This window comes from Vibrio coralliilyticus ATCC BAA-450 (genome assembly GCF_000176135.1).
In the GTDB taxonomy this organism is placed as follows: Bacteria; Pseudomonadota; Gammaproteobacteria; order Enterobacterales; family Vibrionaceae; genus Vibrio; species Vibrio coralliilyticus.
In genome coordinates this window covers 373831-398614 of sequence record NZ_ACZN01000014.1, presented here as the reverse complement: position 1 = coordinate 398614, position 24784 = coordinate 373831, and the positions used below count along the sequence as shown (strand labels likewise).

Annotated in this window: 13 protein-coding genes and 1 pseudogene; 5 read left to right on the top strand and 9 right to left on the bottom strand. The window is 45.5% G+C overall.

Going from position 1 to position 24784, the window contains the following annotated elements:
• Positions 1 to 29: 29 nt before the first annotated feature.
• Together VIC_RS07415 and VIC_RS07410 are read left to right on the top strand one after the other, a co-directional pair.
• The gene (locus VIC_RS07415; protein WP_006958808.1) at positions 30 to 9422 is read left to right on the top strand and encodes a hypothetical protein; all 9393 of its coding nucleotides are present in this window, start codon (positions 30 to 32) and stop codon (positions 9420 to 9422) included.
• Positions 9423 to 9838: 416 nt separating this feature from the next.
• A complete protein-coding gene (locus tag VIC_RS07410; RefSeq protein WP_006958807.1) occupies positions 9839 to 10729 on the top strand; it encodes a hypothetical protein in 891 nt (296 codons plus the stop codon).
• A 504-nt stretch (positions 10730 to 11233) separates the two neighbouring features.
• Here the strand turns inward: VIC_RS07410 and VIC_RS27270 are convergent.
• Both VIC_RS27270 and VIC_RS07400 read right to left on the bottom strand, forming a co-directional pair.
• Positions 11234 to 11579: pseudogene (locus VIC_RS27270) on the bottom strand (ISNCY family transposase); the annotation flags it as partial.
• A 158-nt stretch (positions 11580 to 11737) separates the two neighbouring features.
• Entirely contained in the window at positions 11738 to 12049 is a 312-nt protein-coding gene (locus VIC_RS07400) for a hypothetical protein (RefSeq protein ID WP_006958805.1), read from the bottom strand.
• 448 nt (positions 12050 to 12497) lie between these two features.
• On the opposite strand from VIC_RS07400, the gene VIC_RS07395 reads away from it, so the two are divergent.
• Positions 12498 to 13319, top strand: coding sequence for a hypothetical protein (locus tag VIC_RS07395; RefSeq protein ID WP_006958804.1), 822 nt, complete (start codon positions 12498 to 12500; stop codon positions 13317 to 13319).
• A gap of 1025 nt (positions 13320 to 14344) precedes the next feature.
• On the opposite strand, the gene VIC_RS07390 is transcribed toward VIC_RS07395, so the two are convergent.
• A complete protein-coding gene (locus VIC_RS07390) occupies positions 14345 to 15079 on the bottom strand; it encodes a substrate-binding periplasmic protein (RefSeq protein WP_006958803.1) in 735 nt (244 codons plus the stop codon).
• 463 nt (positions 15080 to 15542) lie between these two features.
• Here VIC_RS07390 and VIC_RS07380 point away from each other — a divergent pair, with 463 nt between their 5' ends.
• Complete coding sequence (locus tag VIC_RS07380; protein ID WP_039951479.1) at positions 15543 to 16019, top strand: hypothetical protein; 477 nt, start codon at positions 15543 to 15545, stop codon at positions 16017 to 16019.
• Between the two features lie 352 nt (positions 16020 to 16371).
• Here the strand turns inward: VIC_RS07380 and VIC_RS07375 are convergent, their stop codons facing one another.
• On the bottom strand, positions 16372 to 17220 hold the full coding sequence (locus VIC_RS07375; RefSeq protein WP_006958801.1) for a hypothetical protein: 849 nt from the start codon (positions 17218 to 17220) through the stop codon (positions 16372 to 16374).
• A gap of 356 nt (positions 17221 to 17576) precedes the next feature.
• On the opposite strand from VIC_RS07375, the gene VIC_RS07370 reads away from it, so the two are divergent.
• Positions 17577 to 17789: a universal stress protein gene (locus VIC_RS07370; RefSeq protein WP_006958800.1), complete on the top strand. Its 213-nt coding sequence runs from the start codon at positions 17577 to 17579 to the stop codon at positions 17787 to 17789.
• Here the strand turns inward: VIC_RS07370 and VIC_RS07365 are convergent.
• From VIC_RS07365 to VIC_RS07340, 5 genes are all read right to left on the bottom strand, one after another.
• Complete coding sequence (locus VIC_RS07365) at positions 17777 to 18859, bottom strand: ParB family protein (protein WP_006958799.1); 1083 nt, start codon at positions 18857 to 18859, stop codon at positions 17777 to 17779. The genes VIC_RS07370 and VIC_RS07365 overlap by 13 nt on opposite strands.
• Complete coding sequence (locus VIC_RS07360; RefSeq protein ID WP_006958798.1) at positions 18859 to 20058, bottom strand: ParA family protein; 1200 nt, start codon at positions 20056 to 20058, stop codon at positions 18859 to 18861. Before VIC_RS07360 ends, VIC_RS07365 begins: the two co-directional genes overlap by 1 nt.
• 187 nt (positions 20059 to 20245) lie before the next feature.
• The gene (locus VIC_RS07355) at positions 20246 to 21310 is read right to left on the bottom strand and encodes a replication initiation protein (protein WP_172845700.1); all 1065 of its coding nucleotides are present in this window, start codon (positions 21308 to 21310) and stop codon (positions 20246 to 20248) included.
• 865 nt (positions 21311 to 22175) lie between these two features.
• Positions 22176 to 22646 carry a hypothetical protein gene (locus VIC_RS07345; RefSeq protein WP_039951473.1) on the bottom strand — a complete coding sequence of 157 codons (471 nt, stop codon included), beginning with the start codon at positions 22644 to 22646 and terminating at the stop codon, positions 22176 to 22178.
• Positions 22647 to 22944: 298 nt separating this feature from the next.
• Positions 22945 to 24540 (bottom strand): BCCT family transporter, encoded by a 1596-nt coding sequence (locus VIC_RS07340; protein WP_006958795.1) that lies wholly within the window; start codon positions 24538 to 24540, stop codon positions 22945 to 22947.
• Positions 24541 to 24784 lie beyond the last annotated feature (244 nt).

Here is a 24784-nt window from a genome sequence, read left to right as displayed (position 1 = left end):
TTTTGATCAACCAGAGGCCCCAGGAATTGATGGGATTAAAGGAGACTCTGGATTGGCATCAATTGCACAAGGCAAGAGTTCAAGCTGAGTTGGAAGAACAATTGGCGCAGCTTAAATGCACTTGCCAAACAATAGATGACGAGATCAAAAAGTTGTCTCCGCTCTTGGGGCGTCAAACTGAAACAGTTCGTCATGAGGGAGCGGCAGCTTATTTAAATGTCACTTACACTCTGTTAAAGGAAGCAACCTGCTGTTTAAAAAGTGGTATGGAAACCTTACAGCAACAATTGGAAAAACTGCAAGATATACAGCGCTCAAGAGGAGAGATCCATGCCACTTGGAGTCCTCCTTTGACAAAATCAACGGTGCATCCTTCGATCACTGAATGGTTCACCCAAAAAGTTGCTCTGTCTAAGCAAGAAACGTCCAGCATCAAAAGCAAAGCAAATATTATCGCTCAGAAAGCGTTGACGTTAGGTCAGAGCGGGTTGCAAGCGATTGATGAGTTTCACCAGCCCAAAACAGATACTCAACTTCTGAGTGACTCGATTGTTCGTAGCATCTTGTGGCGTTTACAACAGCATCCAGTGGCGTTAATCCAAGTGGCTATCCCCTTGATGTACTGTCTATCTGAGTTGGATAAAATGAAAGGAGGAAAGTCGATTGAACCTGCAGGAGTTCCGACTCTGCCATCTAACGCGTCACCTAACGACCGACTGCAACATATGCTATTGCTTGAATCTCCAGAAATGAAGCATCGAACGAAACTTATGACATTGAGTACTTTGCTCAACGCACGCCTGGATGAAGTCGAACGTGTCTGTGATACGGTCAAGCTCAATGGCACAATCTCGGCACTGAAGTCGCAAGCGGAAGCGTTTTATGAGTTAACGGACGATGAGGCAATCAGTTTAGGTAAAACTGATAGACATCAACTGGTGGATAGGTGTGATCGTGTGTGCTTCAAGGGACATAACGCTGAGATTCGTGTTCTAGCAGAAGATCTTCGCCAGTCAACCGATCTGCTCAGACAGGCTATTACTGCAGGTAAAAGACGTACCCGAAATCTGTCTGAGGTTAAAAGGTTAGTTGAGCAGGCAGTAACGAAAGCCGTATTTGCAAAAGGGCGTTTGTCTAAACTCTCGGTGAGTGAAACGGGTCGTGATTTGAATGCACTATCGAGGGGAGCCCATCTCGCCAAATACTGGGCGATGATGTTGTCTGAACACATCAACGCCCAAGATGGAGTACCTAGTATTAGACAAATATTAACCTTGATTCACCAACATGATCTCCAAGAGCAAACACTCTCGAAGGGAGACCCAAAAGGTATCTTGCTCGCCACTCGCGTTACCATTGAGCTAAATAAGGCACAAATTGGCGAATTACAGCTGAGTATGACACCACAACAATACGCAGATCATGAAAAGGATATGTTGGAGTTTATGGTTTCATGGGGCCAACGACGCTTTACTCGTGGTTTATTGCAACATCCGATCGGGGCCTTTGAATTGGCATTCAGTATCTCGTCCCTAATGACGTTCAACATCTTAAGCCCACTTTATCGACTACCAGTGGCCTCGCTTCAAATTCCGTACAAAATTCACAAAACGAAAGAGTTTATTGCACCTGGTCACGACAAACCCTACAAAGCGATCGAAACCGTAATCAAAAAACGATTAACGCAGCTGGGTCTTCACATGGTGACGTCGCCTTTACCTAGCCCCATCAAAACTGGTCTGGGGTTCGCGATAGCCAGTGCAGGCTATGTTTATAACAATAAAATGGAAGAAAAAGATCGTACGGTGGACGCTACGTTTGAACGTTTAATAGAAGGTAAGTCAAGCCAAAAAATTAGGATGGAAACCATCAAGACTTTAACACTCCAGTCCATCACCGCGTTGCCGCATTCCGGTATAGAGGCGGCATCGCGCACCATTCTCTCGTCGGGGATACCGAAAACGCGACAGGAGGATCGTTTGGTAATGGAGTTGAAAAGTAGAGCTGACCAAGATTTCGATCACTTGGTTGAAACGGTCGATGAAGATTCGTCTAGCTCATCGCACCACACTAAACGAACTCGTCGATCGATTGACAGCATTGAGGGGCGTCGCTTATCGGTGAACTCTCTAGAGAAATCTTATTTTGAGAGGTTTGGGGGGGACATTCAGCAGTTCAGTGAGAAAATGTACAATCAACTGGAGCGCATTAACCAGCCTGAAGCGTTTATGGATTACCTAGATAAACAGGTGGGAAAAATGCAGAGAATGATCAACCGAGCTGAACGGCCAGCTCATCAAGAGTTCTTCCAGTCGGCACTAGAGTTACTAGAAGCCGCGAAAGATGCTGGGAATAAATTTCAGAGTCTCAAGGTTTTTCAGCCACCTCTGAGCCAGATCGATGAGCTGCTGTTCGAAACAATGAGTTTTAAAGTAGGGCTTAAGTACGCCGAGATTCAGCCCTTAATTGAGTTTCAGAAATCGCTTTGGTCGTTGTATCTGGTGCTGAGTGAAAAGGATTTTGAAGCTCATCTAGCTCGTTATTTGGAGCAATGTCAGCAATTCACCCATGGGTTGGATATACAGGACCCCAATCTCACAGATACAGAACGGTCTAATTTTAATACAGAGATGGTGATCAATAGCTTTCGTTTTGCGGATGATCGGGACTCAATGTTTAAAGAGTACATCGAGACTTTGGTTGAAAACATCAAAGCAAATGCGAGCCGCGAGGAGCTCTCGTCCTCGATACGTGAAGTGCAGTACAGAAAACAGTCGAGTGATCATCCGCTAGATAAGATTGTGTATACCTTTTGCGAGCAACTTCTTCTCAATGAATTTATTGAACTCACCGACTACAGAATCCGAGTTGCCAATGTGACGGAGTATATCTTTAAGGATCCACGCTTTGAATATCTGAGGGTTAGCTTATTGCCTAGCGAATTAATGTACATTCAAGATAATCTGTCGCTAAGCTCTCAAAAGATAGTTGATGAACTTCTTCTCTACCGTATGGGGGAAAAATTGTCGCTACATGACGATATCGAAAACGCTGAAGCACGGTACCTAAGCGCAATCAAAGACCACCGCCTACCGAATGGGTCTAGTTATACTCGTCAACAACAGATCGAGGAAATCAATCATCAAGGTGGACTCATCACTTATGAACGAGCGACTTTACGAACCAATCGCATTCTGCAAGCCAGACGCGACATCGAGCTTCAGAACTTATCGCGTCAATTTTGGCAGGAGCAGGGCATTGATCACCCAGATAAGGTCTCCTACATATATCGCTACCCTTCACTTCCTGCTGCCGCCCTTTATACGATGCCGGACGAAAATAGTCCTCGCTCAGAACAAATTGAGCGTTTAGAACACATTAAACGTTTCGAACCAAGCTACAACCGAGTCATCGAGTCTAAGATGGGGCCGAAATATTTACATAGTGTGAACCGTACCGAGCTAAGCCAAGATGAGATCAACTGGGATGTCGATAAGTATCATGAACATCTCAAGCTACGCTTGACCCACTTATGGGCTGCACAACCAGATGACAAGAAGGAGTACCTTAACAACGTGCTCCCCAGCGCACTAACGCCTCCAAAATATACTGAGTCCGTCGCAAAGGCACCGTATTTTATAAAACCTAGCATCAACGACTGGCCATTGGAGAACATGTTGCTGCTCAAAGATGGACTGACATATACCGTCATCAGCCTGCTTCCACCGTCCGGCAAAATTGAGGTCTTTGAGGGACGAGATGATCTAATATCCTTTTTTGTCGCGCCTGGGAATCATGAATGGGTGCTGTCGCATGCGAGTCTCTATCATCAAATGGATGGCAGGGAGCGCTACGGTATTGAATCGGCATTGGAATCGATACGGGCAGGTACACCGGCGTCAGATTGGAAATTCATACCAGAGACATCGAACTTTCGCATGGTCGAACCCGGTGTGCTTCGCACAATTGCACAGACTTCGATGGGAAATCAAGGTACAGGGCATTATGTGAGAACTAGCTTGGTCGAGGCGACATCACGCAGTTATTGGCAGGGAATATCTGGAAACCATAGTATTGAAGTGAGCGGAGAGTACTCACTGCCAGAGAAGTGGAAGGGTGCCAATGGTCAAGCGTCGTTTGACAAGCTATATGCTCTGCAAAAAACTATCGATATGCAGAGATTGGCAGAAACGGCCATCAGCCAATTCAAAAACAAACACTTTGAGGCGTACTCAGATCACCTCAAGGATAATTTTTATCGTCTGATTAACACTGCGAGGCATCGCTATGACCGTCTTCCTTGGAAAAACGAGCTACTTGAGAAGATATGCTTTGAGCCGGACAAAGTCGAGGCCTCTATACCGGGCTTGTTAGGGAAAAGCGGTGAGCATCTGCCCTTAGAGGGTATGATCATGTTTCATGACTCTAGCCCAGACAAGGCAAAGTACGTGATGGTGAGTCTCCTCGGAGAGGGGGCGCTGGTGGAGTTTGACACGATTGAGGACGTGCATCATTTTTTTGCCAACCCGGGTAATCGATATTTCCTATTGTCACATATCAGCGAACATAACAAGCAACCTGAGCCGCTTGGCGTATCGACCCCCGCGGATACATTGGATGTAATGGAAGAACAAGCCACACAATATCCTCGAAAAGTCGGAATATCACCTTTCTGGTCGAGCACTCGAAGTACTTTCAGTGTACATAAAGGTAAGATTCCGGTAAGTCCTTTAGACCCGATCGGTTCAGCCATACGTATCGCAGCCGTTACAGCGACAGACGTGACCACCGATGCACTCAACATTTCCTGTGTCTCCTTGACCAGGGATTGGCATGTGAGCATGTTTGATACTTTAGCTACTCGAAACCTTCAAAGGTTAGAGTCTGATGCAGATACGTTGTTTAAGTCCCATGATGAGTGGCGAACAGAAAAGGCATTGGAGATCACTAGTGCGGTCTTAGCTATACCCGCAATTGCTTTGAGCATGTCGGCGATTGCTGCTTCTGGGGGAGCTGCAGCGGCGCCATTAGCTGCGGCGGCTTTGACCATCGATGGCCTTAGCTTTGCTACAACTATGGCCGAGGGCATCTACATGCTTACTCAAGCAGACAGTTCTGAAGAGCGCATCATGGGATTGGTTCCGATCGCATTAGCACCATTGGATCTTCTGGGAGCAGCCGCCAGTACTAGTGATTTTATGAAAGCTATCAATGTGATGAAAAGAGCGAAAGTGATGAAGGTCGCGGGCTCTGTCAGTGATGCTGCGTTTACTGGCACACGTAACAATGATGCAATAGGCTTACTCAACGTGTTTAGTCGAGAGTCGGGAGTTGATTCAAAAAGTGTGTTTGAGGAACCTCTCAACCGAATCACAAACAGTCTGGATGAAAACTTTTTACTGAAAAGAGATTTGTCAGAGTTGGTGGAAAGTTATCCTAAAGGAACATTACCTTCTGCGGACTTAGAGGATTTCAGTTTGGATGAGAATCATCAGGTTGCAGTTCAACGTTTGGGGTCGCCCAAGCTGGCCAAAGGCAAGTGGGGTGGAATCATACAGGATGATAGCGAGGTTATACCGGCAGTACGCTCAAGTCGGGGGGAGTACATGTTTTCAGACACCCCGACGGGAGCCAAGTCAATAGGCCTTTCTGCAAACAACAGGATCACACTGATGCGATATTTGGAGGCATACCCCGACCGACAAGTAGTCAGTGACATTGAAGAAATGCCTTCAATTTACGTACGAATAGGCTCACGGCCGGGTGCTGCACGTATCAAAGGCCTCTTCCCTTTAGAAGACGCTGTAAAAAGTCTCCTCAACGGCTTAAACAACTTGGCTATAAGAACTGGAGGGATCCCCGGGCCCACTTCCTCAGCGATTCCTACTCCAGGAAGCGTTGCGAAGCCGCTGTCTAGTGTGACCGCACGCTATAGAAAAATTGTGGGGTGGGAAAAGTCACTCTCTGCTGAAGCTGGGCATGGTGTCATGCTAGAGATATCGCCATATCCGGGTGCGGGGATGATCAAAGTGGGAGAAGGTAAGGTATCATTTCGAGACATTGCAGCAGCGGCGTTTCGTGAGCCTACTAGTAACCAGATGCCACAAGTGGCGAGTCAATCTACAGAGATTGGGCTTGAGGGACGTTCCATAAACTGGAACCAGATGTCATTGCGTGCCCCTTTGATAAATGGTTCGGCTTGGCAGGGCCTTCCTGGAGTGCTCCCTGGCAGCGATCTCGATTTTTACCTTTACAAAGCACTTGGCGGACAGCCTGATGTCTACTTTTCCATACTAAAAGAAGCCAAGCCTAATATACCAGCTAAAGGGTTTAAATTCGACAATCAACGGTTGCTAGGTAAAGTGGAAGAAGGCCAATTTAGAGTCTCAGTTGATAAAGGGCTGAGATGGGAAACTGGGTCATGGCAACAAGAGTGGCAATGGCGCTTTCGTTATCGAAAAGGCGTAGTGGATTCAACAGAGGAGCTAGACAAACGCCTTATGAGGGCTAAGGAGCTAAGGACTACTGGTGGAGAGATAACTGCCTTTGAAGACGCAAAATATGCGGGTGAGCTGGACCAAAAAGTAGTGACTTGGTTAGCGAAAGGGAATAGTCCATTAGATATAAAACGGCGTGACCAGTTGTTTAATCTTGTAGGCAAGGAACCTAAAGCTTTACTGGAGAGTGGCGAGCTTCGTCAATCTGGTTTTCTTGTATTAATGGACCAAAACAGCATACCGACAGGTCAAACCTTGTATGTACATGTGTCCCCCGAAGGGGCTCACCTTTACCTATCAGAAAACCCCACCCTACAAGACGCTATGGGCAAAGGTGTTAGTCTGAGAAAGCCAGCTCCGCAAAGTTCTGTATTACGCACTAAGTATCGTATGGATGAACAGGGGATGACGAACTTCAATAAGTATATCCAGTCTCAGAATCAGGCCGTCGTTTTTACTAGCGTAGATGAAGTACACCAAAACTATATTGGGGTAAGAATGCACATAGAACGACAAAATGAGGAGATGGTCGTTAAAATCGATGGGCACACGGAGCACATGCAAATTTTATCGCCCAGGACTGTAGTCGGACGCTTGCCTTTAAATGATTCATCGGCGCAGTCGCTGTCCGACCCGCTCGTCCAATACACTGATCAATTCAAAGGTCAAAGAGGGGTCCAAGCTATCTCTGTTCATGCTGATGCTAAAGGGGGCTTTTACTACAAGGATGAAGGGGAAGTGGCGACAGCGCATAGCGCTTCAGAGTTAATGGCCTACTTGAAAGAGCACGGTGTCGACTTGAGGCAAGGCCATGGGCCAATTCATTTACTGTCTTGTTACGCCAAAAACGAAAAAAGTGGTGCCGCGAAAGCCTTAGCAAATGTGACTCAACGTCCAGTAGTCGCTTATTCAAATCGTAAACTCCGAATGAACTCACCTCAGTTAATTGGCAATAAGGAACTTAAATTGGAGACTCAAACGGGTCGACTTCGTCGTTTGCTCAGTCGAGAGGACTTTAAGCCAGCGTCCGAGAAAGTGTTTTATCCAAAAACTAGTGGCGATGCGCTCACCGAAAAAAATAACACCTTGCCCCTACGAACCAACGATTGGCATCAAACCATGACGCTTCAACCGCATAATATTTCTGACAAATACGCGGTTGAGCAAACCTCTCAATTCACAAAACCAGTATTTGATAAATATGCAAATGAACCATTGGAAAATTGTGAAAATGCATCGCGTGAGTTAAGTGATATCCTGAAAGTAAACCCCGATTATAGTAACGTTCGCCTTGGCAACTTGGCGTTTTGGGACAGCGCCTATGGTCGTGAAGCTGATGTGTATACAAACCACTGGGTGGTGATGGCCAAATTTAAGGGAGTAGAATTAGTTTTAGACCCAACTGCTCATCAGTTTTCCAATAAATTGGGTATTGAAAAACCTATATTGGATACATACTCCAATTGGGTCGCTCGATACCAAAAGGGGCTTAACCAAAAACGCATGACGCTTGCGAAAATAGTGGAGGTAAAGAGTTTCACTCAAGGTCCTTTTGCGTCGAACAATGAATTTTCTGGGTTTCGCTTTATACCAAATGCTAAAGTCTTGTCGGTTTCCCGCTGGTATCACCAGTCTGGCTATGATCAATACATCCAATCACTGCGAAGCAACGTACGAGCCCAATTTTTCATAAACGAGCCGAGCACATCATTTTCAATAGGTAGAGAGCAGGGCCTCCATACTGAAATGTCCCCAAAACAGTATTTTTCAAAATTTAAGCAAGGAAAAGTTCAAGACGGGATTTTTTTTGTGTCGATGGATTTGGGTAATACATGGCGACGAGGTAATTGGCGCGAAGAGTTTGCTTTTCGTATAGGAGGACGCCTACAGACGTTAAATGATCACCAAGTAGATGCAGCGATCAACGAGGCCAGTCGAAGAGATCCTAGTTACAGCCGCATTTGCTACACGGGGGCGTTTAATGATGCCGAGCAAGCCGGGGGAATAAGCCCTGAGTTGGCGTATCAATTGCACCATAAAATTGCGAAAAAAGACGCTAGAAACGAAATCATTAATAGTGAAGTCTATGGTAAAACCTTCGGCCTGTTTGGGCGCGGCAATGCCCCTCTCAATCGTTATGATCCCGATGTTTTCAGTGAGCCTGGCTTTATACACCTTGGAGAAGAAGTGGATTACCAAGCTTTGCCATGGGGTAAAATTGTGTATGATCATGTTGTGTATGTGCACGTTCATAATAACCAAGTTTTCTTCTATCAAGTAAATGGTTCTGATTTTCAGGACGCTCTTGGGCCTTTCGAACAAATTGGCTCAAACGTATCAAAAAATCACAGTAAACATTTGATGGATAAAGAAAGAATATCTAGTTTTAATAATTATTTTGAAGCGAACCCAAGAGCAGTTTATCACTTTACACCCACGAAGAATGTTGCCAAAGCAACAAACCAGCACGCCGCAGTCAAGGGACTGTTACAAGCATGGAGTCTAGACATTGAGTCTTTGCGGAACTTCTCTCGTATCGAAGGCAAAGTATACCTCTATTTTCCTGAACTTAATGCTGAACACATAAATACCCGACTAATTCCTCTGCTACGTTTTCTTCACGAGGAAGGGGAAAAGCCTGTCGAAATCGTATTTCGTGACTCAGAACAGGTAAGGTTGTTCAAACAAGTGCTAGTGGATACGTATGGGCCGGAACGATCCTCTGTACTCGAACCAGAGCACAGATATCTCTACTCCGTGGGAAGAACGAAGCTGCATGATTTGAGCGAAGATGACTCGGTGCGCGTTATAAATGAGGTCGATGGGGCGTCGGACAATGAAGTTTGGGAAATGGTCGAAAAGGCGATGAAGGAGATGCGCTTACCACGTTATGTAGTTGTCGACTTTACCAAAAAAGCTATCTGACGTGTAACTAGGGATTTTGTGTCCATTTCAGCAGAAAGTCCAATGTGATCCTGCTGTTCTTTTTCTATATGACCTCCCGAGAACAGGGAGTATTTAGTTTATTGCGGCTTAACAGTGCATTAGTTTTTTTCCCAAAGAGCGTTGTTTGACTGAACATGAATCTTCGCTGTTTGTTGAGATAGTAGTCTGATGGAGCGCATCTTCAATCTTCACAAGCTTAAAATTGGAGTGAAATCTCAAACGGCAAAAAACAAATTTTAGGAATGCTAAAAGTGTAGCAACATCAATGATTCAATCTAAGACCCTTGATTAAGGCTTTTTACCTTAGTGAATAGGCGGCGCTACGGGAACTTTTTACGCACGATAACCACTTACAAAACACATACATTATTATTTATCCGCCATAGAGAAAAGCCATGGACCAATTAAGAAGCCAACTCAATAAACTCTCGCTCAAACATACGCACACACCGCTTGAAAAAACGATGAGAGCTGAAGCTGAGCAATTAATCAAGTCACTCAAAAAGCCCAGTATGACAGCAGACGCCGCCAAGCAGAAAATCGATGATGCTTTATATCGACAAGTTATTCATCATAACGATAATTACCATACCAAAGCCAAACAGTTGCTCGACAAACTCACTCACTCCGAACAGTTCCAATCTCCCGGTTCACTTTACGCACCTCGCTTGGCTAACTTTACAAGTCCACTCTCAGGCATAGGCTTTGACTCTAACTCATCCGTTGAGCCTTTTGTGCATTGGCTGTCCGCGAAATTTTACGAGGGGCACCACGGTGAAAAAAAACTTGGCAAAGCTATGGAGCAAGCCCAGATGATCTTCGACAATTTGAATTCACATCGGTTCGACATCCCACAATTCATTTACCGTGCGGACAAAACTGCCCCTTCAATTACACAAACACAGGGATTGGTAGCTAATAGTCATACTAACGACAGGAACCAGAATTTGATTGACGCGGTTCGACATACAGGTTCGAGCAATGGATTGGGTGCCATCAAGTCATTCTCGGCAAGCTCCGGGGTGGCGAGCAGCTATGCTGGAAAACAATCAGGCTCTGTATACAACCACAAATTCGATACATCTAGATACAACCCAGATGACTTCATTACCACACCCGATTTACTGCTAGATCTTGCCCCTGAATTGATTAAAAAAGGCGACATGGAGTGGAAACCCTTTTTGGTTGCGATCAGAAGAGCGACAGACTCTATGTCATTAGTAGAGAAAGAAGTATTCTATATCGGACCAGAGCCCCTAAGAGCAGAACAGCAGGACCATTACTAATCACAAAGTGTTATTTTGAATATCCTTGAGATGTCGCAGAAGCTTGATGACGCCCTTCTTTGGACAATCTGAAGACAAAGCCTAATATTTTCTGTTAAACCCACTCGCCGAAATGTCCAGGAAGTGGGATATCCATACGATCAAATACATACTCGTGCACATAGGATATATCTAAACTACACCTACAAACTATGTCAATCCCAGTTAAAAATATCCTATTGTCTACGGAGCTAAAATTATAAGCATTTAGTTTTACACAGGTGTTTGAACAAAGCGATGTAGAGCATCAATTCAAAGTCTTGGCCTTAGTTCACTTACTAAAAGATGAGGAAGTCCAAGCAAATGTAGCTTGCGATAAAACTGAAGAAGAGTTGAGGCTTGGGAGTTCCTCAAAAGCGACAAGCATACGAGAATATGTTTAGAGATCGTAAGTTCTCTTGAGGATGAAACGAATTATGGCGTCTTTTTATCCGTATCGTCGATCAGATAAAGCACTTCGTTCTATTGGAATGTCAACGACTTGGAAAGTTTAAGTGCGGTCTGCCAAACAAAAATATCATCCAACTCGTCCTGGCGTTCTCACCTCCAAGATGAATCGATCTTTTAACATCTTATTCGCTTGTTCAATACGTATCATAGCCTGAGAGCTGGTCTTAAGTCACTCGAAATATCGTGCGTTTCTTTGCTGTAAAAAGCCACAGGCTTGCGATGTTAATCCAGATATTCCCGTGTAATCAAAGGCCGACTCGGTATCACTGAAGCGTAAGTTCATCAAACGTCCCGTTGCACCATCGATGTAAACCGGTAGACAGCACTTAGGACTACGTCCTTCAAACCAATCGTGGTGTGAGCAACCAGTTCGCCCAAACTAACATCCGCAAGCTGTTTATTGTTGTGCTGCTCGTTTAAGTCGAGGTAATCCGCTTCTATAAGAAGAAGCGCACCAATCATCATCCAACTGGTTTTATAGGTGTAACTTTAACAGCCCTTGGCTCACTAATACCTCCACTAAAACAACTCCTTTGCGGAAAAATCAATTGACATACCTTCCTCAAGCACACAATGAAGCCCTATATTGGTCAGCTTATCAGCCAGAAGTTGGGCTTTTTCTTCACAATATCCCACCTCATGTTGTGCAACCCATAGCGTCTCGGTTTTGGATCCTTTCGTATACCTTACCTCACATGGCACCAAGGCCTCGACGTCATCGCGTACTACCTCAATAACGCGTTCAGTATTTTCATTTTTACAAAGGTAACGCGGTTGTGCGCAAATTTGATTAGAGATAAAGATTAGTAGAACAAATAAACCATATTTCATGACACATTCCTTTTAAGTGGCAACCTATTGATAGTCAGCGTCAGGAACTAAAAAAACATACAACTTATAGCCCACTCACTAACTGTCCATCATTAGTATCATTTGAATCATTTGAGTTCCCTTTATGCATGAATACATGGAGGAGAAGAATAAACTGAACACATCATTGGTCCCACGTAGTACAGAGATACTTTACTTGCTTAAGTCACTTTGTCGGAACTCAATAAATGTCAATACCACAGAATGACTAATCATAGAACTATGGAGAGTAGTGATGCCTTGGTACGGTTTATTGAGTGTGATTGCTTATTGCCTGATCAGCAGTGTATGGCTTATCAATTTGGGAAACATTTTTGGTTAACAAGGACAGCTCCGCAGAACCATTCTCGGAACCCCTATATCTCAAGATCCACTCATAGAAAAGATATCCCCACAAAGGAGGCCAACCATGATGCCTACAACTTCATTTTCGACAACTCTCAACCACCAAAACGCTGCATGTTCCTATCAAGCGACTGATCGTATGGCAAACACCGAGCCACGCGTTCAAGAAAAACCAGCCAACCTCTTACTTTATAATTCACTAACATTTCGAGATGTTCAGAACGGACGAATTGGCGAAGAAGCCCAAAAAAAATTTACTCCTCCGTTAAAGATACAACATTGTTGGGACGACATTTATTCTCAGTTTGGCATCAAGCAAGAACGCGCGAGTGAGCTCATAATTGCCATAAACCATGAACTGGATAAGACGACAGATGATCCACTTCAGGTCGATCGAACGCTGGATTCCTATCTTAGAAAGCAAAAAACCGAACTCTTGGACCTCAAGTCTAAGAACAAAACGATCGAAGCTTGCTTTGATTTCGTTTCCGTTGTCTGTACTGGTTCTTTAGGGCTAATGGCAGCTTCATATTGGAAAGCCTATAATGACTGGGATAACGATAGCGCGAAAAGTGCGGCGCGAAATATAACTATTGCATCGAGTGCCGTCACCACAGCCCTAGCAGCCAAAACGTTTGTACCTAAATACAACGAAGGCTGGCGTCAAACACCAGCTGAAAAAGAGTTAGCGTTTACCGAAGAGATGGTCAAAGCTGCAAAAGACATCAACAAAGACGCAGACAACAAAGTGTATTTTCTGCCGTTGCCCCCAGGAGAAGCTCAGTTCAAGCCGATCGCAGAGCTCAACCTTCCAAACGTACGACTACAGCCTGCAGAGCAAGGTAAGCCAGAACACACCGTAGTTGATATTGAGACTCACCTTTAAACCAAAACTGAGAAAAGTCCTCTGAGTTACTCTAAGCTCAGGGGACATAACAAAATATTGCCCTTTCTCTATTTGTCCACCTTTCCTAGTCCCTTAGAAGCAGCCTTGATAGCAATCATAGTGACGGTTCGAGAAATATAGACTGACGGACATCAGCCAAATTACCGTCACACCCTGCAGAGAGAAGCTCGTACGTCGTTCTCTTACTTTAGTTAAAGATAAGACACAGGCTAAATACGTTGAATAGTAAACCTTGTCGATTGGTTTAAGCTTATCACCGACACTAGCGCCATAAAATAAAAAAACTTGCGCTTGATTTCGTGGCATCAAGCGCAAGGCAAAACGATAGTAAACGAAAACACACCACTTGCGTAACACCTTGACGTTTTAGGTCACATTGGAGTCGGTGGCAAGCAACTCAGTTCACTATCAAATGAGACACACTATACGGCGTTATCAGTGGTATAGTGACCTTGGTTTGAGTCGGGTTTAACTATATACAGAGTACCATTGCACCAAATACTGCAGGAAAACATTATTTTCCTCTTAGCCCTATCAATGAGTAAAGGGAGATGTTGTGTTGAGTCCACGTCGCGAAAGGTACAATGAATATGAAAACCTTCTAACGAGGCCATCACCTCACTGGATAGTGTATCCATGAGAGAATCTAATGTACTCGCAATGTGTACAGGCGCTTTATGCTTACGTGGGCTCACTATAGCGATCTCATTGTTATTACATTTCCGTGTAACCAAGGGTAATGAACTTACCACGACCATGTCTAGATGCAGAGGGGTTAATAACCTAAAATTTACTCAAACCTCTGAAAAATAGTTATAATTTTCCAAATCAACCGATAATAATGCAGTATTCTAAAATAATGTGAAGTGCAATCCCATAGTTTGCCCAGGACACAAGCAAGACGTCATGACAAACGCATTTTATCGATAGCTTTAAATAGCCATCCGTAAAACAGACTCACCGCCCTATCATATTGAGCAACCCCGGTTAGCGAGGAAATGCGTTTAATGCTGGCTGTATCGCTTTAAAATAATGCGATAACGTTCGGTCTGTTTAAAACGGAACAGAGATTGTTGCCAAGAGGCAACGATCGCCTCATCAGTCTGTTTCGAAAAAGCTATGTACAAGTCCACATGAAACAGCCGCACGTCACTACGAAAAAAACTCAGTGACGAGAGGCCCAAAGAATCAAGCAATGGCAGAAACGCATACTCACCTGACACGATCGCATCAACGCGATTTTTGACTAGCAGTCTTACATTTTGTAAGGGCATAGACGTTGCCAATAAGTTGGTGAAGTTATGACTTTGAAGAAAGTTGTATTCTGGGTAATCTTGGGTCACAGCAATAGCTGTCAATACTCTCGCTGCCGCCAAATTTTCCAGAGCTCGGACATTATTCTTATACTGATAGAAATACACCCCATCTGACAGTAATGGACCCACCCACCAATAGTGTTCCTCCCTTTCTGGGGTTCTCGCCATGCAAAATAATGCGTGATTGGGCTGCGTATCGAGTTGCTTCAAGGCACGAGACCATGGCAAGACAGTGATCGATATGGGTAGCTCCATTTCAGCTAAGAGGCCCTTAACAAGTTCGACTCCGACCCCAGTTAACTGCCCTTGGTCATCATAAAAGCCAAACGGCGGAAACTCTTCCGTCATGAGTTGAACACGGGGCATCGCAACTGACATCGGTATACTGGACATATACCATATCAAAATAAACCAGCGTTTCATAAAATTCCCCCTGTTCTTCTATGACCTCATGCTGATGGAGTGCTCTCTGAAAGTCGTTGGGATGGACTGTGGCAAAGCATTGAACATGATCCATCTTTTGCTCTGCTTGTTCTTCCATTGTTGCGTCTTCTGCATAACAGTAGCACATTTCATACGGTGTCGACTCTTGGTACTGATCGAAGGCAAGCTCATGGCCTGAAATTCTTCAGGTGCAAAGGGACACGGTGAAATAAATGTAAAAGCCCTGAAACAGAAGGGGGATTGAGCCGTGTGATCCATCATAGCGCTGATAACCATCATTTTCAGTTCCTCACCAAATAGAATACTTCAGACTGATTGAGCGACGGTTCGCTTGAGCTCAATGGGTTTCAAACAGGTGTTATCATCAGCATGATCAGCGATGAGGAACTTTTATTTCGCCCTGACCACTGATCTAAGATACATAACCAGCAGCGAGGTCATCATGAATCTAGATAAAATTCCGCAAGATCTGTATCACGGCTTAAGGGAAGCCTTCACCCTCCGACCCGATACTCCAACCTCCGTTCAACCCGAACGCCAGCAACTCAAAGAACATCTCCAGAAAGAAGAACAATTTTACTCCTCAAGTAAAGCGCGAAGCAGCAGAGTTTTTGCCCACTGCCTAAATCAAGTGAACGATAACCTTATCTCTCACCAACATACTGGCTTACCTGCTCAGAAAACAGAAGGATACAAACAGCTCGCATCAGAGGTATATCGTGGCGAACGCTCGAATACCTCTGCGTTTATGGCTTCTGCTGGTCAGTGGCTCGACGCGTTCAACGGCGCGTCAACACAAAGAGACAAAGTTGACTGTTTGATCGGACTAGTGGCGAACACCGCCGGAGGCTCTATGTCGGGCGCTTTGGATGATAATAACTACAAAACAGGTAAAGCCTTGCATCCAGCAAAAGAGTGAGCATCATACTAGGCTGAGTCAGACGAAATTACTATAGTTTAGCGGTTTACAAAAACGCACTCCCCCATAAAGGGGGTCTCCTAGCGCTGAATTTTACCGCTTATTAAAATTTAGGCTAACCATGACCTTTGGGCACGATTTTCCCACACTTTTGTCCTTTTTTGGTAGTCGCAATCTGCTGAAACGCGTTTTACCAACACAAGCTGACTCAAGAACATACATCTTTCTGTTCTTGAGTCAGCCTGAACAATTCGAAGTAAGTGCTACAACACCTTGAATCTAGAGTTAAAAACTAAGACGTTGTCAGGCCGATTAAGGATTCATATTCGAGTATCCAAATACACACCACTGGTCAACTCATGGTTTGGAAGTTTACATCGTGCATAGCGCGTTGCTCACCGTCAATCACAATACCCTCCCCAATCTCTGAATGTACATTTCCGTTCTCATCCGTAAAACTCTGATCTGTTGTATAACCGAGGTTCACAGAATTGACTGTATTATCCGCTACTGTGCCATCGGCATTCATAAGCACAAGTCCCGTATTTTCGTGGATTTCTTTTAGTTCCGATTGATCAAGTACACCATCGGCAGTCGAGCCAGGGGATCCCTCCTCAGCTAACGCTTCCAAAGCTTCAAACCCATTACCATAGCCATCTGGTTTGCCATCACCATCCACATCTGAGTAATTTCCTAGTAATTCTTTCCCATCTTCACCTGCAACCCCATTTCCATTAGCATCAAATGCAGGTATTGCATCGCCCTCACCAACACCCGCCACAGTTTCTAATTTACCATCACCATTAGCATCGAATTTTTTGTCCATTTTGGTGGTAGTGATTTCTCTATCCCCGTCCTTATCGACAACTAAAGGATCGACCATAGCCACAGCCGATGCCCCAGCAACAGCGACAGGGGCTAGTTTAATGCATGCTTGAATGGCAAAACTAACCATTTTCATCAGACCTTGCGCCATGTTTTTAAAGAACCCAGGGCCAGAAGAGCCCGAAGCACTCTCTGATGAGCTCCCCTCCGAATTCGCGGTAATGCTAGTATCCGAAGTGATTGAGCTATCTGAAATGTTCCCATAGCTGACTTGATTGCTTGAATTGACGTTGCGATCATGGTCAGATTGCTCGGATACATTTTGCTGGGGAGGCTCCTGACGTAGCGCAGGGATTGTATTGCTGATTGTGTTCATGTTGTCTGTTCCTTTAGTTATCAACTTCTCCAATAATATGTGTCGCTGATTCGAAACAAATTCCAAATTTCTGCCTCAATCATCCTCTTTGATCGCCAACAGTCCCTCATCGAGTTCTTTATACAGACATGGTAATTCCGTCAGCATACGTGAGCTATGACCACAATAGTTTCATCCTGGCACGAAACTTAGCATATTTGGTTAAGTAGGCGTTTTCGGCAACGCTCGCCATCGAACACCACTGGGATGTCGTACTTCTTAGTTACCAGGTTAGGGGAGGAGGGAGAAACGCCCGTTCAGGAATGGGGCAGCTCAAGCACTATCTTCAAAAGCTGAGTGAACGCGGAGTTGATGTCATGAGCGAAGCCAGTTCTGATGTGCTGCCCATGCAAGTGGCGAAAACGATTATCCGCCGGGGTGAGGCATTAGATGAGCAGTTGCTCGTGATGGTCAAGCACAGTCATGCTTCCTTCATCCTACGCGCGTTATCATTTTCAGTGACTCAAGAGGTGACCGAGCAGGCTCGCTGCCCGGTATTGGTGATCCCGAAAGGCGATCAGTCTTCGTGATACGCGTCTAGGACCTGGCACACCGCATCATCGAGCGCTTGCTGCACGGATTTGGGTAATCGCCCAAATTCGTAACTGAAGTTACGCCCTTTCACTCGCTTTCGGGCGAACTGCGCACTCGATGAGAACGCTTTTAACTGGGTGACTGACACGCTGGCATCGACCTGCTTCGCTGTCACTATTTTCAGTTCCGCTCCAATTCGCTGGATCAACCACTCCTTGACGGTCAATTCTGCTTCATCTCGCTCGCTGCCAGACAACTGTTCCGCCAAACGCTCAATGAAGGCCACTAAGCCGGCCTCGTCGCGTTGGAACGTCTTCATCACTTTATCCAAAACCGCGTAGTCGGTATGGGATAAATCATTGACCACAGGGAACAGGGCAATCAGCCGCGCGTCCACGTTTGCGGCTTTGAGTGCTCGGCCGACGGCCTGACGGCTAATCCCTAGCACCTGCGCCGCGTCTTCTTGGGTACAGTCTTCACTTTGCATAATGGTCAAGCACTGCAAACCAATTTCACGCTGGTTGTGCTCTTTCGCCGATTGAAGCTGTTTCGCCAACGCTTTGGCTTCCGACGTGGTAATCGACTCTTTGGTTACCAACACCCGAAATGTCACCACCTCACCTTGCTGGAGTAGGAACCAAGCACGGCGACGAGAGCCGTCGAGGATATCAATCTTACCGTCCACTTCACGACCCACCGCCGGATAAAACTGCTGAAACGCCAGTGAATTGAGATCCGTCAGCGACGCTTCGGTCAATTGCGTCTGATCGCGACCGTTAACATCAAAGGTGACCACCGTTTCGTCACGAACCTGTTCGTACGTCAGCGTCAGCTCATTGAACGACACCGTACGACCGGTGTTCAATCGCCATTCGACGCTTTGCCCGACCGATTCAACACCAAAGTGGCGCTGTAAGAACTTCTGAGCGCTTTCTCCTGAATTCTCTAACTCCACATCAAGTTGGCGCGTTAAAGACTCCAGAGTGGCCTTAGCGGCGCTTTTCTGGGCTTGTTCGGATCCGACTGCATTCCCTAATGGACTGATTGCTCCGCGTTTCTTCGCCATTATGCTTGCTCCTGCTCACGCCAAACGTTGATGATGTCGCGTAAGATCTGGCTGGTCACTTCGTACGCGTTCTGCTGTGCACTCTGGAATGTGGCTTTGCTCTTAGGGTATTCACTTTTCGACATGTCAAAGACCGTCGACAGCAAGGAAGAAGACTGTCGAATCGCTTCGCTGTGCTTGAATTCCTTGGAATAAAGGTAAGACGCGAAATGATCGTACAGGCTGTTCATCAGCTCAGTCGTCGTCGAGCTATCACGATGGTTGGTCAGCAAGATCTTCATGAAATCGTAGCCTTGATGGTCTGCATTGGCGAGCAGGGCCCAGACTTGGGGTATGTAGCTGAAATACGAACAGGTCGCGTCGATGTCGTTTTCGGTGATCGACAGCGGGAAGACCACACTGGTGGCGGCAAAGTAGGCGTTGTAGGTCGCATACCCCAATGACGGAGGCGTATCAATGATCAAGATATCGAACTCGTCTTCTACCGCCGCAATGATGTCTCGCAGTAATGAGTACGGCGAGGCCAACTTCTGGCTAAAGACCTGCTCATGAAACCAACCTTCAATCGCGCGATCGGTTTGAGAGGCAGGCAGTATACGTAGGTTAGGGATGGTCGTTTCTAAAAAGGCCTCTGATACCGCCTGTTCATACGTTTCGCCTTCGTCCAACTCGAAATTGCGCATCATTAAGTCGCCAATCGACAAGCACCCTTCCATTTCAGACTCTGGGGCATAGTACATGGACAGCGTTGCCTGGCCGTCCATGTCGATCAGACCAACACGGTATTCTTGGTGAAATTCGGTTGCCAGACCAGACGCTAGGGTGGCCGCAGAGACGGTTTTGCCAACCCCACCTTTTTGGTTTTGGATCACCACCACTTGCATCGACTGCTTCTCGCTGCGAGCGAACTTCGGTTCTTTACGCAGTGCGTCCGGCAGCAGATCGCGGACTCGATACATTTCCGCCATGTCGATGGACCATTGCGACTCCTCGTGGCGGCGCGGGTCGATTTCAGCCGTCGCTACGTATTTATCTAAGGTTTTGGCGTCGATGTCCAAGTAAGTCGACGCTTCCGCACGCGTGAAGTTACGCAATTCTTTACGATGATTGGCCAGTAAACGTAGATTGCGTCGCTTAATGTAGCGATCGGCGCCTTCTTTTAGATTTTGAAAGGTTGCCGTTGTTTGCAGGGTATCCATTTCTATCTCCACCAAGATTCTGGATTTAGTATATCCTTCACTTTTTGGTTTACACAACAAAAATTAATGGAAACTGAGAAAATAAATCCCGAAAGACGACAGGAAACGAAGAGGGGAGGACGATACACAACAAAAAAGTTTGCTTTGTGCGGCTAAGCAAACTTTTCTGTGTGGTAAAAATCCAGACTCAGTAGCCCTTACTGCCGTTCATGCGTTCCAGCTCGGCCAATTTGTCCAAAAAGGACTTATCTTCGAGCACTTCTTCCACTACATCGTCGGCAGGCGCATCGTGGCTTCCGCTGCTCTGACGGCTAGCCAGTGCTTCTTCGACGAACTGAGCTTTCTCTTCCTCATCGATGGAGCGATAGGAGCTTGCCAGCAATTCAAGTTCATCGACGGTCAAGGGTTCTTCGGTGGTCAGTCGCTTGGTTTCAAGCCGAGTGATGTTGCGCTTGGCGTCTTCAAAATTGAGTTTATCCACGGGTGTGGTGGTGTTGATCCAGCGATACAAGAACTCCACAGCGTGAATATTGCGCCCGTGTTTATGGAGTTTCAGTCCCAGGCCGTCCTCGGACTCAAGAAACAAGATCTCCTTGCGCGTTTTGGGATCCTCACTGAGCTCCTCGATGCTTTCCTTGATGCAACGCGAGATAAATACGCTGTTGTTTTTGAATGACGTCTTATTGGCTTTGAGAGACCCATCCTCGTTGAGCAGGCCCATAAAAGCGCGCAGATCGTCGACCTCAATGGGTTTGAGGCTGGTGCCGTCGGTTTTAAAACGCGACAGGATTTCGTAGAGTCGCTTCGTGTACTCTCGCTTGAGTCCCAGAAAGCTTTTGGTATTGATAAGCGAAAACCCTTGGTTGTACTCAATGTACTCTTTAGACAAAGCATCGTTGGGGATCAACGTCAACACGCGATCTTTATAGGTGGCTTTCTTAAACAGGGGAGTGAACTCGAACTCGGTATCGCCTTGCTTCTCAATGATGATCCCGATCTTTCGAGAGGCTAATCGACCCACCACTTGCTTCAATTGTGATCCTATCGCTCGGTTGCTAAGTCCCAGCCATTCGGAGAGTTGGGCGGCCGTGAATCGATACTCTGGGGTTTGATTATCCCAGTCTTCTTGTTTCATGTTTGCGATCATAAGCCCGAATAGGTTCGCTTCGCGTGCGGTCAGATCTTGTTGCGAGAAGACCAGCTCGTGGCCTTTTTTGATGTGCTTGGGTAAATTCTTCGGGCTTGTGCTCATACCATACAGTTTTGTTTGCTTAAGCAAACTTTTTTGGTCTACATGGCGTTTAGAATGACACATTTTAACCAATAAGCAAACATTTATGTAGTATTAGGGCCTTTACCGCACAAATTTGTTTGCATACATCACATTTTTTGTACCGTGAGCAAAATAAGCAAACTTTTCTGTGTGGTAAATGACATCAAAATGATCATAGTGCAAACTTTTTTGTTGTGTAAAGCAAACAAAAATGATCGCAAAGCAAACTTATATGATCACAAAGCAAACAAAAATGATCACAAAGCAAACTTATATGATCACAAAGCAAACTTTTTTGTAGTGTATTTCCTGAATTCTCTTTTTAAATCAATGAGTTGGAAGCGCTATAGTTTTATAGTTTAATAGTTATATAGTTTAAATAGATCTTTATAGATAAATAGATCTTTATAGGAACTGTGGATAACTTTTCAGGTTAAAAACACGTATGAGCACGACCAAATAGCCACAGCGACGACACTCTACATCATTCATTTAATATGGTAGAAAGATAAAAAACTATATATTACAATAAGTTAATAGTAAGCAGCGTCATACAACACAATTTTATGCACCTTAAAGCAAACTTTTTTGTACTGTTTAGTCAATACCACACAAATTTATGTCACCTCAGATGAACCACTCTCAAAACGCTCTGTCAATACCACACATTTTCGTGTCATTGTGCGGCTACTCAGCGCGGAAATACGATGCAAACATATAAGTTAGTACTTACCAACAAAAAGAGTTCATTGTTGACACACGTAGAGTCACAAAACCAACAAGCCGTTTTTCATCCTGTAGACTTGCTCCACAATGGTGTCTGTATCTAAAACGCTTGGTGTACCTATTGTTCAGCCTCTAGTTCAATTTGAATATGTGCGTCCAATTGATCGTGAAAATTAGCGAAACACGCTAATTGCAAGGGCTGCCCAGCAGTTAAACAACGCTCAACACCAAGTGTCATAGTCACTCTACGGGTGTCTCGTCGAGGAAGTTGCATGGTACCGACACAATGACAGGTGATCATTTTGAATTGATTGAGCGTGGCTGGGGTGCATTCTCTTTGCAGCCACTTTTTACCCCAACGAGCACACAAAATTAGGGTGATCCCATGTAGCAGCATCACAGTGTCGGTTGGGGAAAGGCACCGTTCTACTGGGCTAGATTGACCAACAAATCGGCGCAACTCGAGCTGACTGTGTAGGTGCATGCTGCGTTGTTTAGGTTTTTGCAGGTATTCTGGGTGGATCAATACTTGGCTGATTGGATAGGCACAACGTGTGTTGATGCACTCATAAATGGGTTCCATACGCATAATCAGGATCACTCTTGGTTAAATATGAGAGTGATTGTATATAGGCACTTGGAGTAACGGCAGTTTTGTTAATCATTAATAATCCCCAAGCTGGACCGAAAAGTCTGTAACAACAATTAATAATTTTTAAGCAGTGGAAATGTTGATTCGGTTTGTTAGTCTGAATGAAGTCGTTCAGCGCAGTAGTAGACATGAGGCTGCAAAAAATACAATCGTTCGACGTCAGTTCCTGCATTCCCCCCCAGGGTGTTGGTATTGGCTGGCCTCTGTACTCCTCAAGGCCAGCCTTTTTTAAACGTTACGATGTCACGTGATGTACGCGTACGGAGTGCTCAGATACTAATCCACGTAAGAGACTTAAGCACATGAATAACAGGACAAATGTAAATGGTAACGCAGTTGCAACGACGCCTGATTGGAGTGCTTGTAATGCTTGTTTGCCCCCGATCCAGAGCATGACGGCAGCGACTGCGCCTTCGATGCAAGCCCAAAACACACGTTGGGGGATAGGTGCGTCAAGTTTACCACCTGCGGTAATGCTATCGATCACTAAGGAACCGGAGTCTGAAGACGTGATGAAGAACACTAAAATCAGACCAATTGAGAGAACCGATAAGATATTGCCATACGGCAGAGCTTCATACACGTAGAACAGAGTTAACGAAATGTCAGTGAGGCCATGCTGACCCAATTGTCCAATTTGGTTGGCAACCTGATCTAAGGCCAGTTGACCAAACACCGCCATCCAAACCAATGTTACGAACGTTGGAATAACGATCACAGCGACCAAGAAAGCGCGCACGGTTCGTCCACGAGATATTCGAGCGATGAACATCCCAACGAACGGTGACCAAGAGATCCACCATGCCCAATAGAACACGGTCCACCCGTGCATCCACTGAGTATCGTTTCGACCGAAAGGAAGACTCAATGACATCATGTGGGTACCGTAGTCAACCATACTTTGACTGATCGCGTGCCATGTGTCAGCGCCACTTAGTAGCATCATGGTAGCTAGGAGGGCAACGGCTACGATAAGGTTGAAGCTACTCAATTGTTTCACTCCTCCTTCGATGCCCCGAATCACAGAGGCAATCGCAATCAAAGTGACCACGGCGATGATGGTCAGCTGTAGCGATAACCCGCCTTCTAAACCGAACACATAATTGATCCCACTTGACGCTTGTTGTGCCCCTAATCCTAACGAGGTTGCGAGGCCGAATAAGGTCGACAATACGGCCAATATATCAATAATGTGGCCGAACCAACCCCATGCTCGATCACCGATTAGAGGGTAAAAGGTAGAGCGCAGTGATAACGGCAATCCTTTATTGAAGGTGAAAAATGCCAATGCGAGTGCGACAATGGCGTAGATCCCCCAGCCATGTAGACCCCAATGAAAGAGGGTGGCGCCCATGGCGAGTGAACGGGCGGCGTCGGTTTCCGGTTGAACATTAAACGGTGTGCCCCACCAATCGGTGTAGTAGGCGACGGGCTCAGCGACACTCCAAAACAACAGCCCAATTCCCATACCGGCGGCAAACAACATGGCCAGCCAAGACCACAAGGCGTGATCGGGTTCGGCGTCTGCGCCGCCTAATCGAATACGTCCCAGTGGTGATAAGGCCAATGCACCAGCAAACAAGAGGAACACGTTGGCGGACCACATAAACAATTGGTCGAAATTGGCTATGATGCCATTTTTTACCTGGTCTAAGACTTGGCGTGCGGACTCTGATGGGATCAACAGCAAGATGAGCAAAATACACAGAATAAGACCTGCGCTGATGCCAAAGACGGGATTATGGACATCAAATCCCCATTTCTGGACATTGTCTTGGCCAATCTGATAGTCGGTGGTGTCAATACTGAATTGATTGATGGGTTTTTCCATAGTGATGACGATGTTTAATTCGGTGGCTCCGTGACAAGTGCCGTCCCGTAAACTGCCCCTCCCTTTTGTTTTGAGTTGAAACTATTTTTAACGGTTTTATTAGGGTAACAAAGACCTTATTTGAGAGCAAATTCATACTATAAAGCAATTTTCGATTAGAAACTCGAATGGTATTTGTTATGTACTCTAAGTATTTTTCGAGGGTTAATGATGGGTGAGTGGCACCATGCTCACCCTGAGCAAT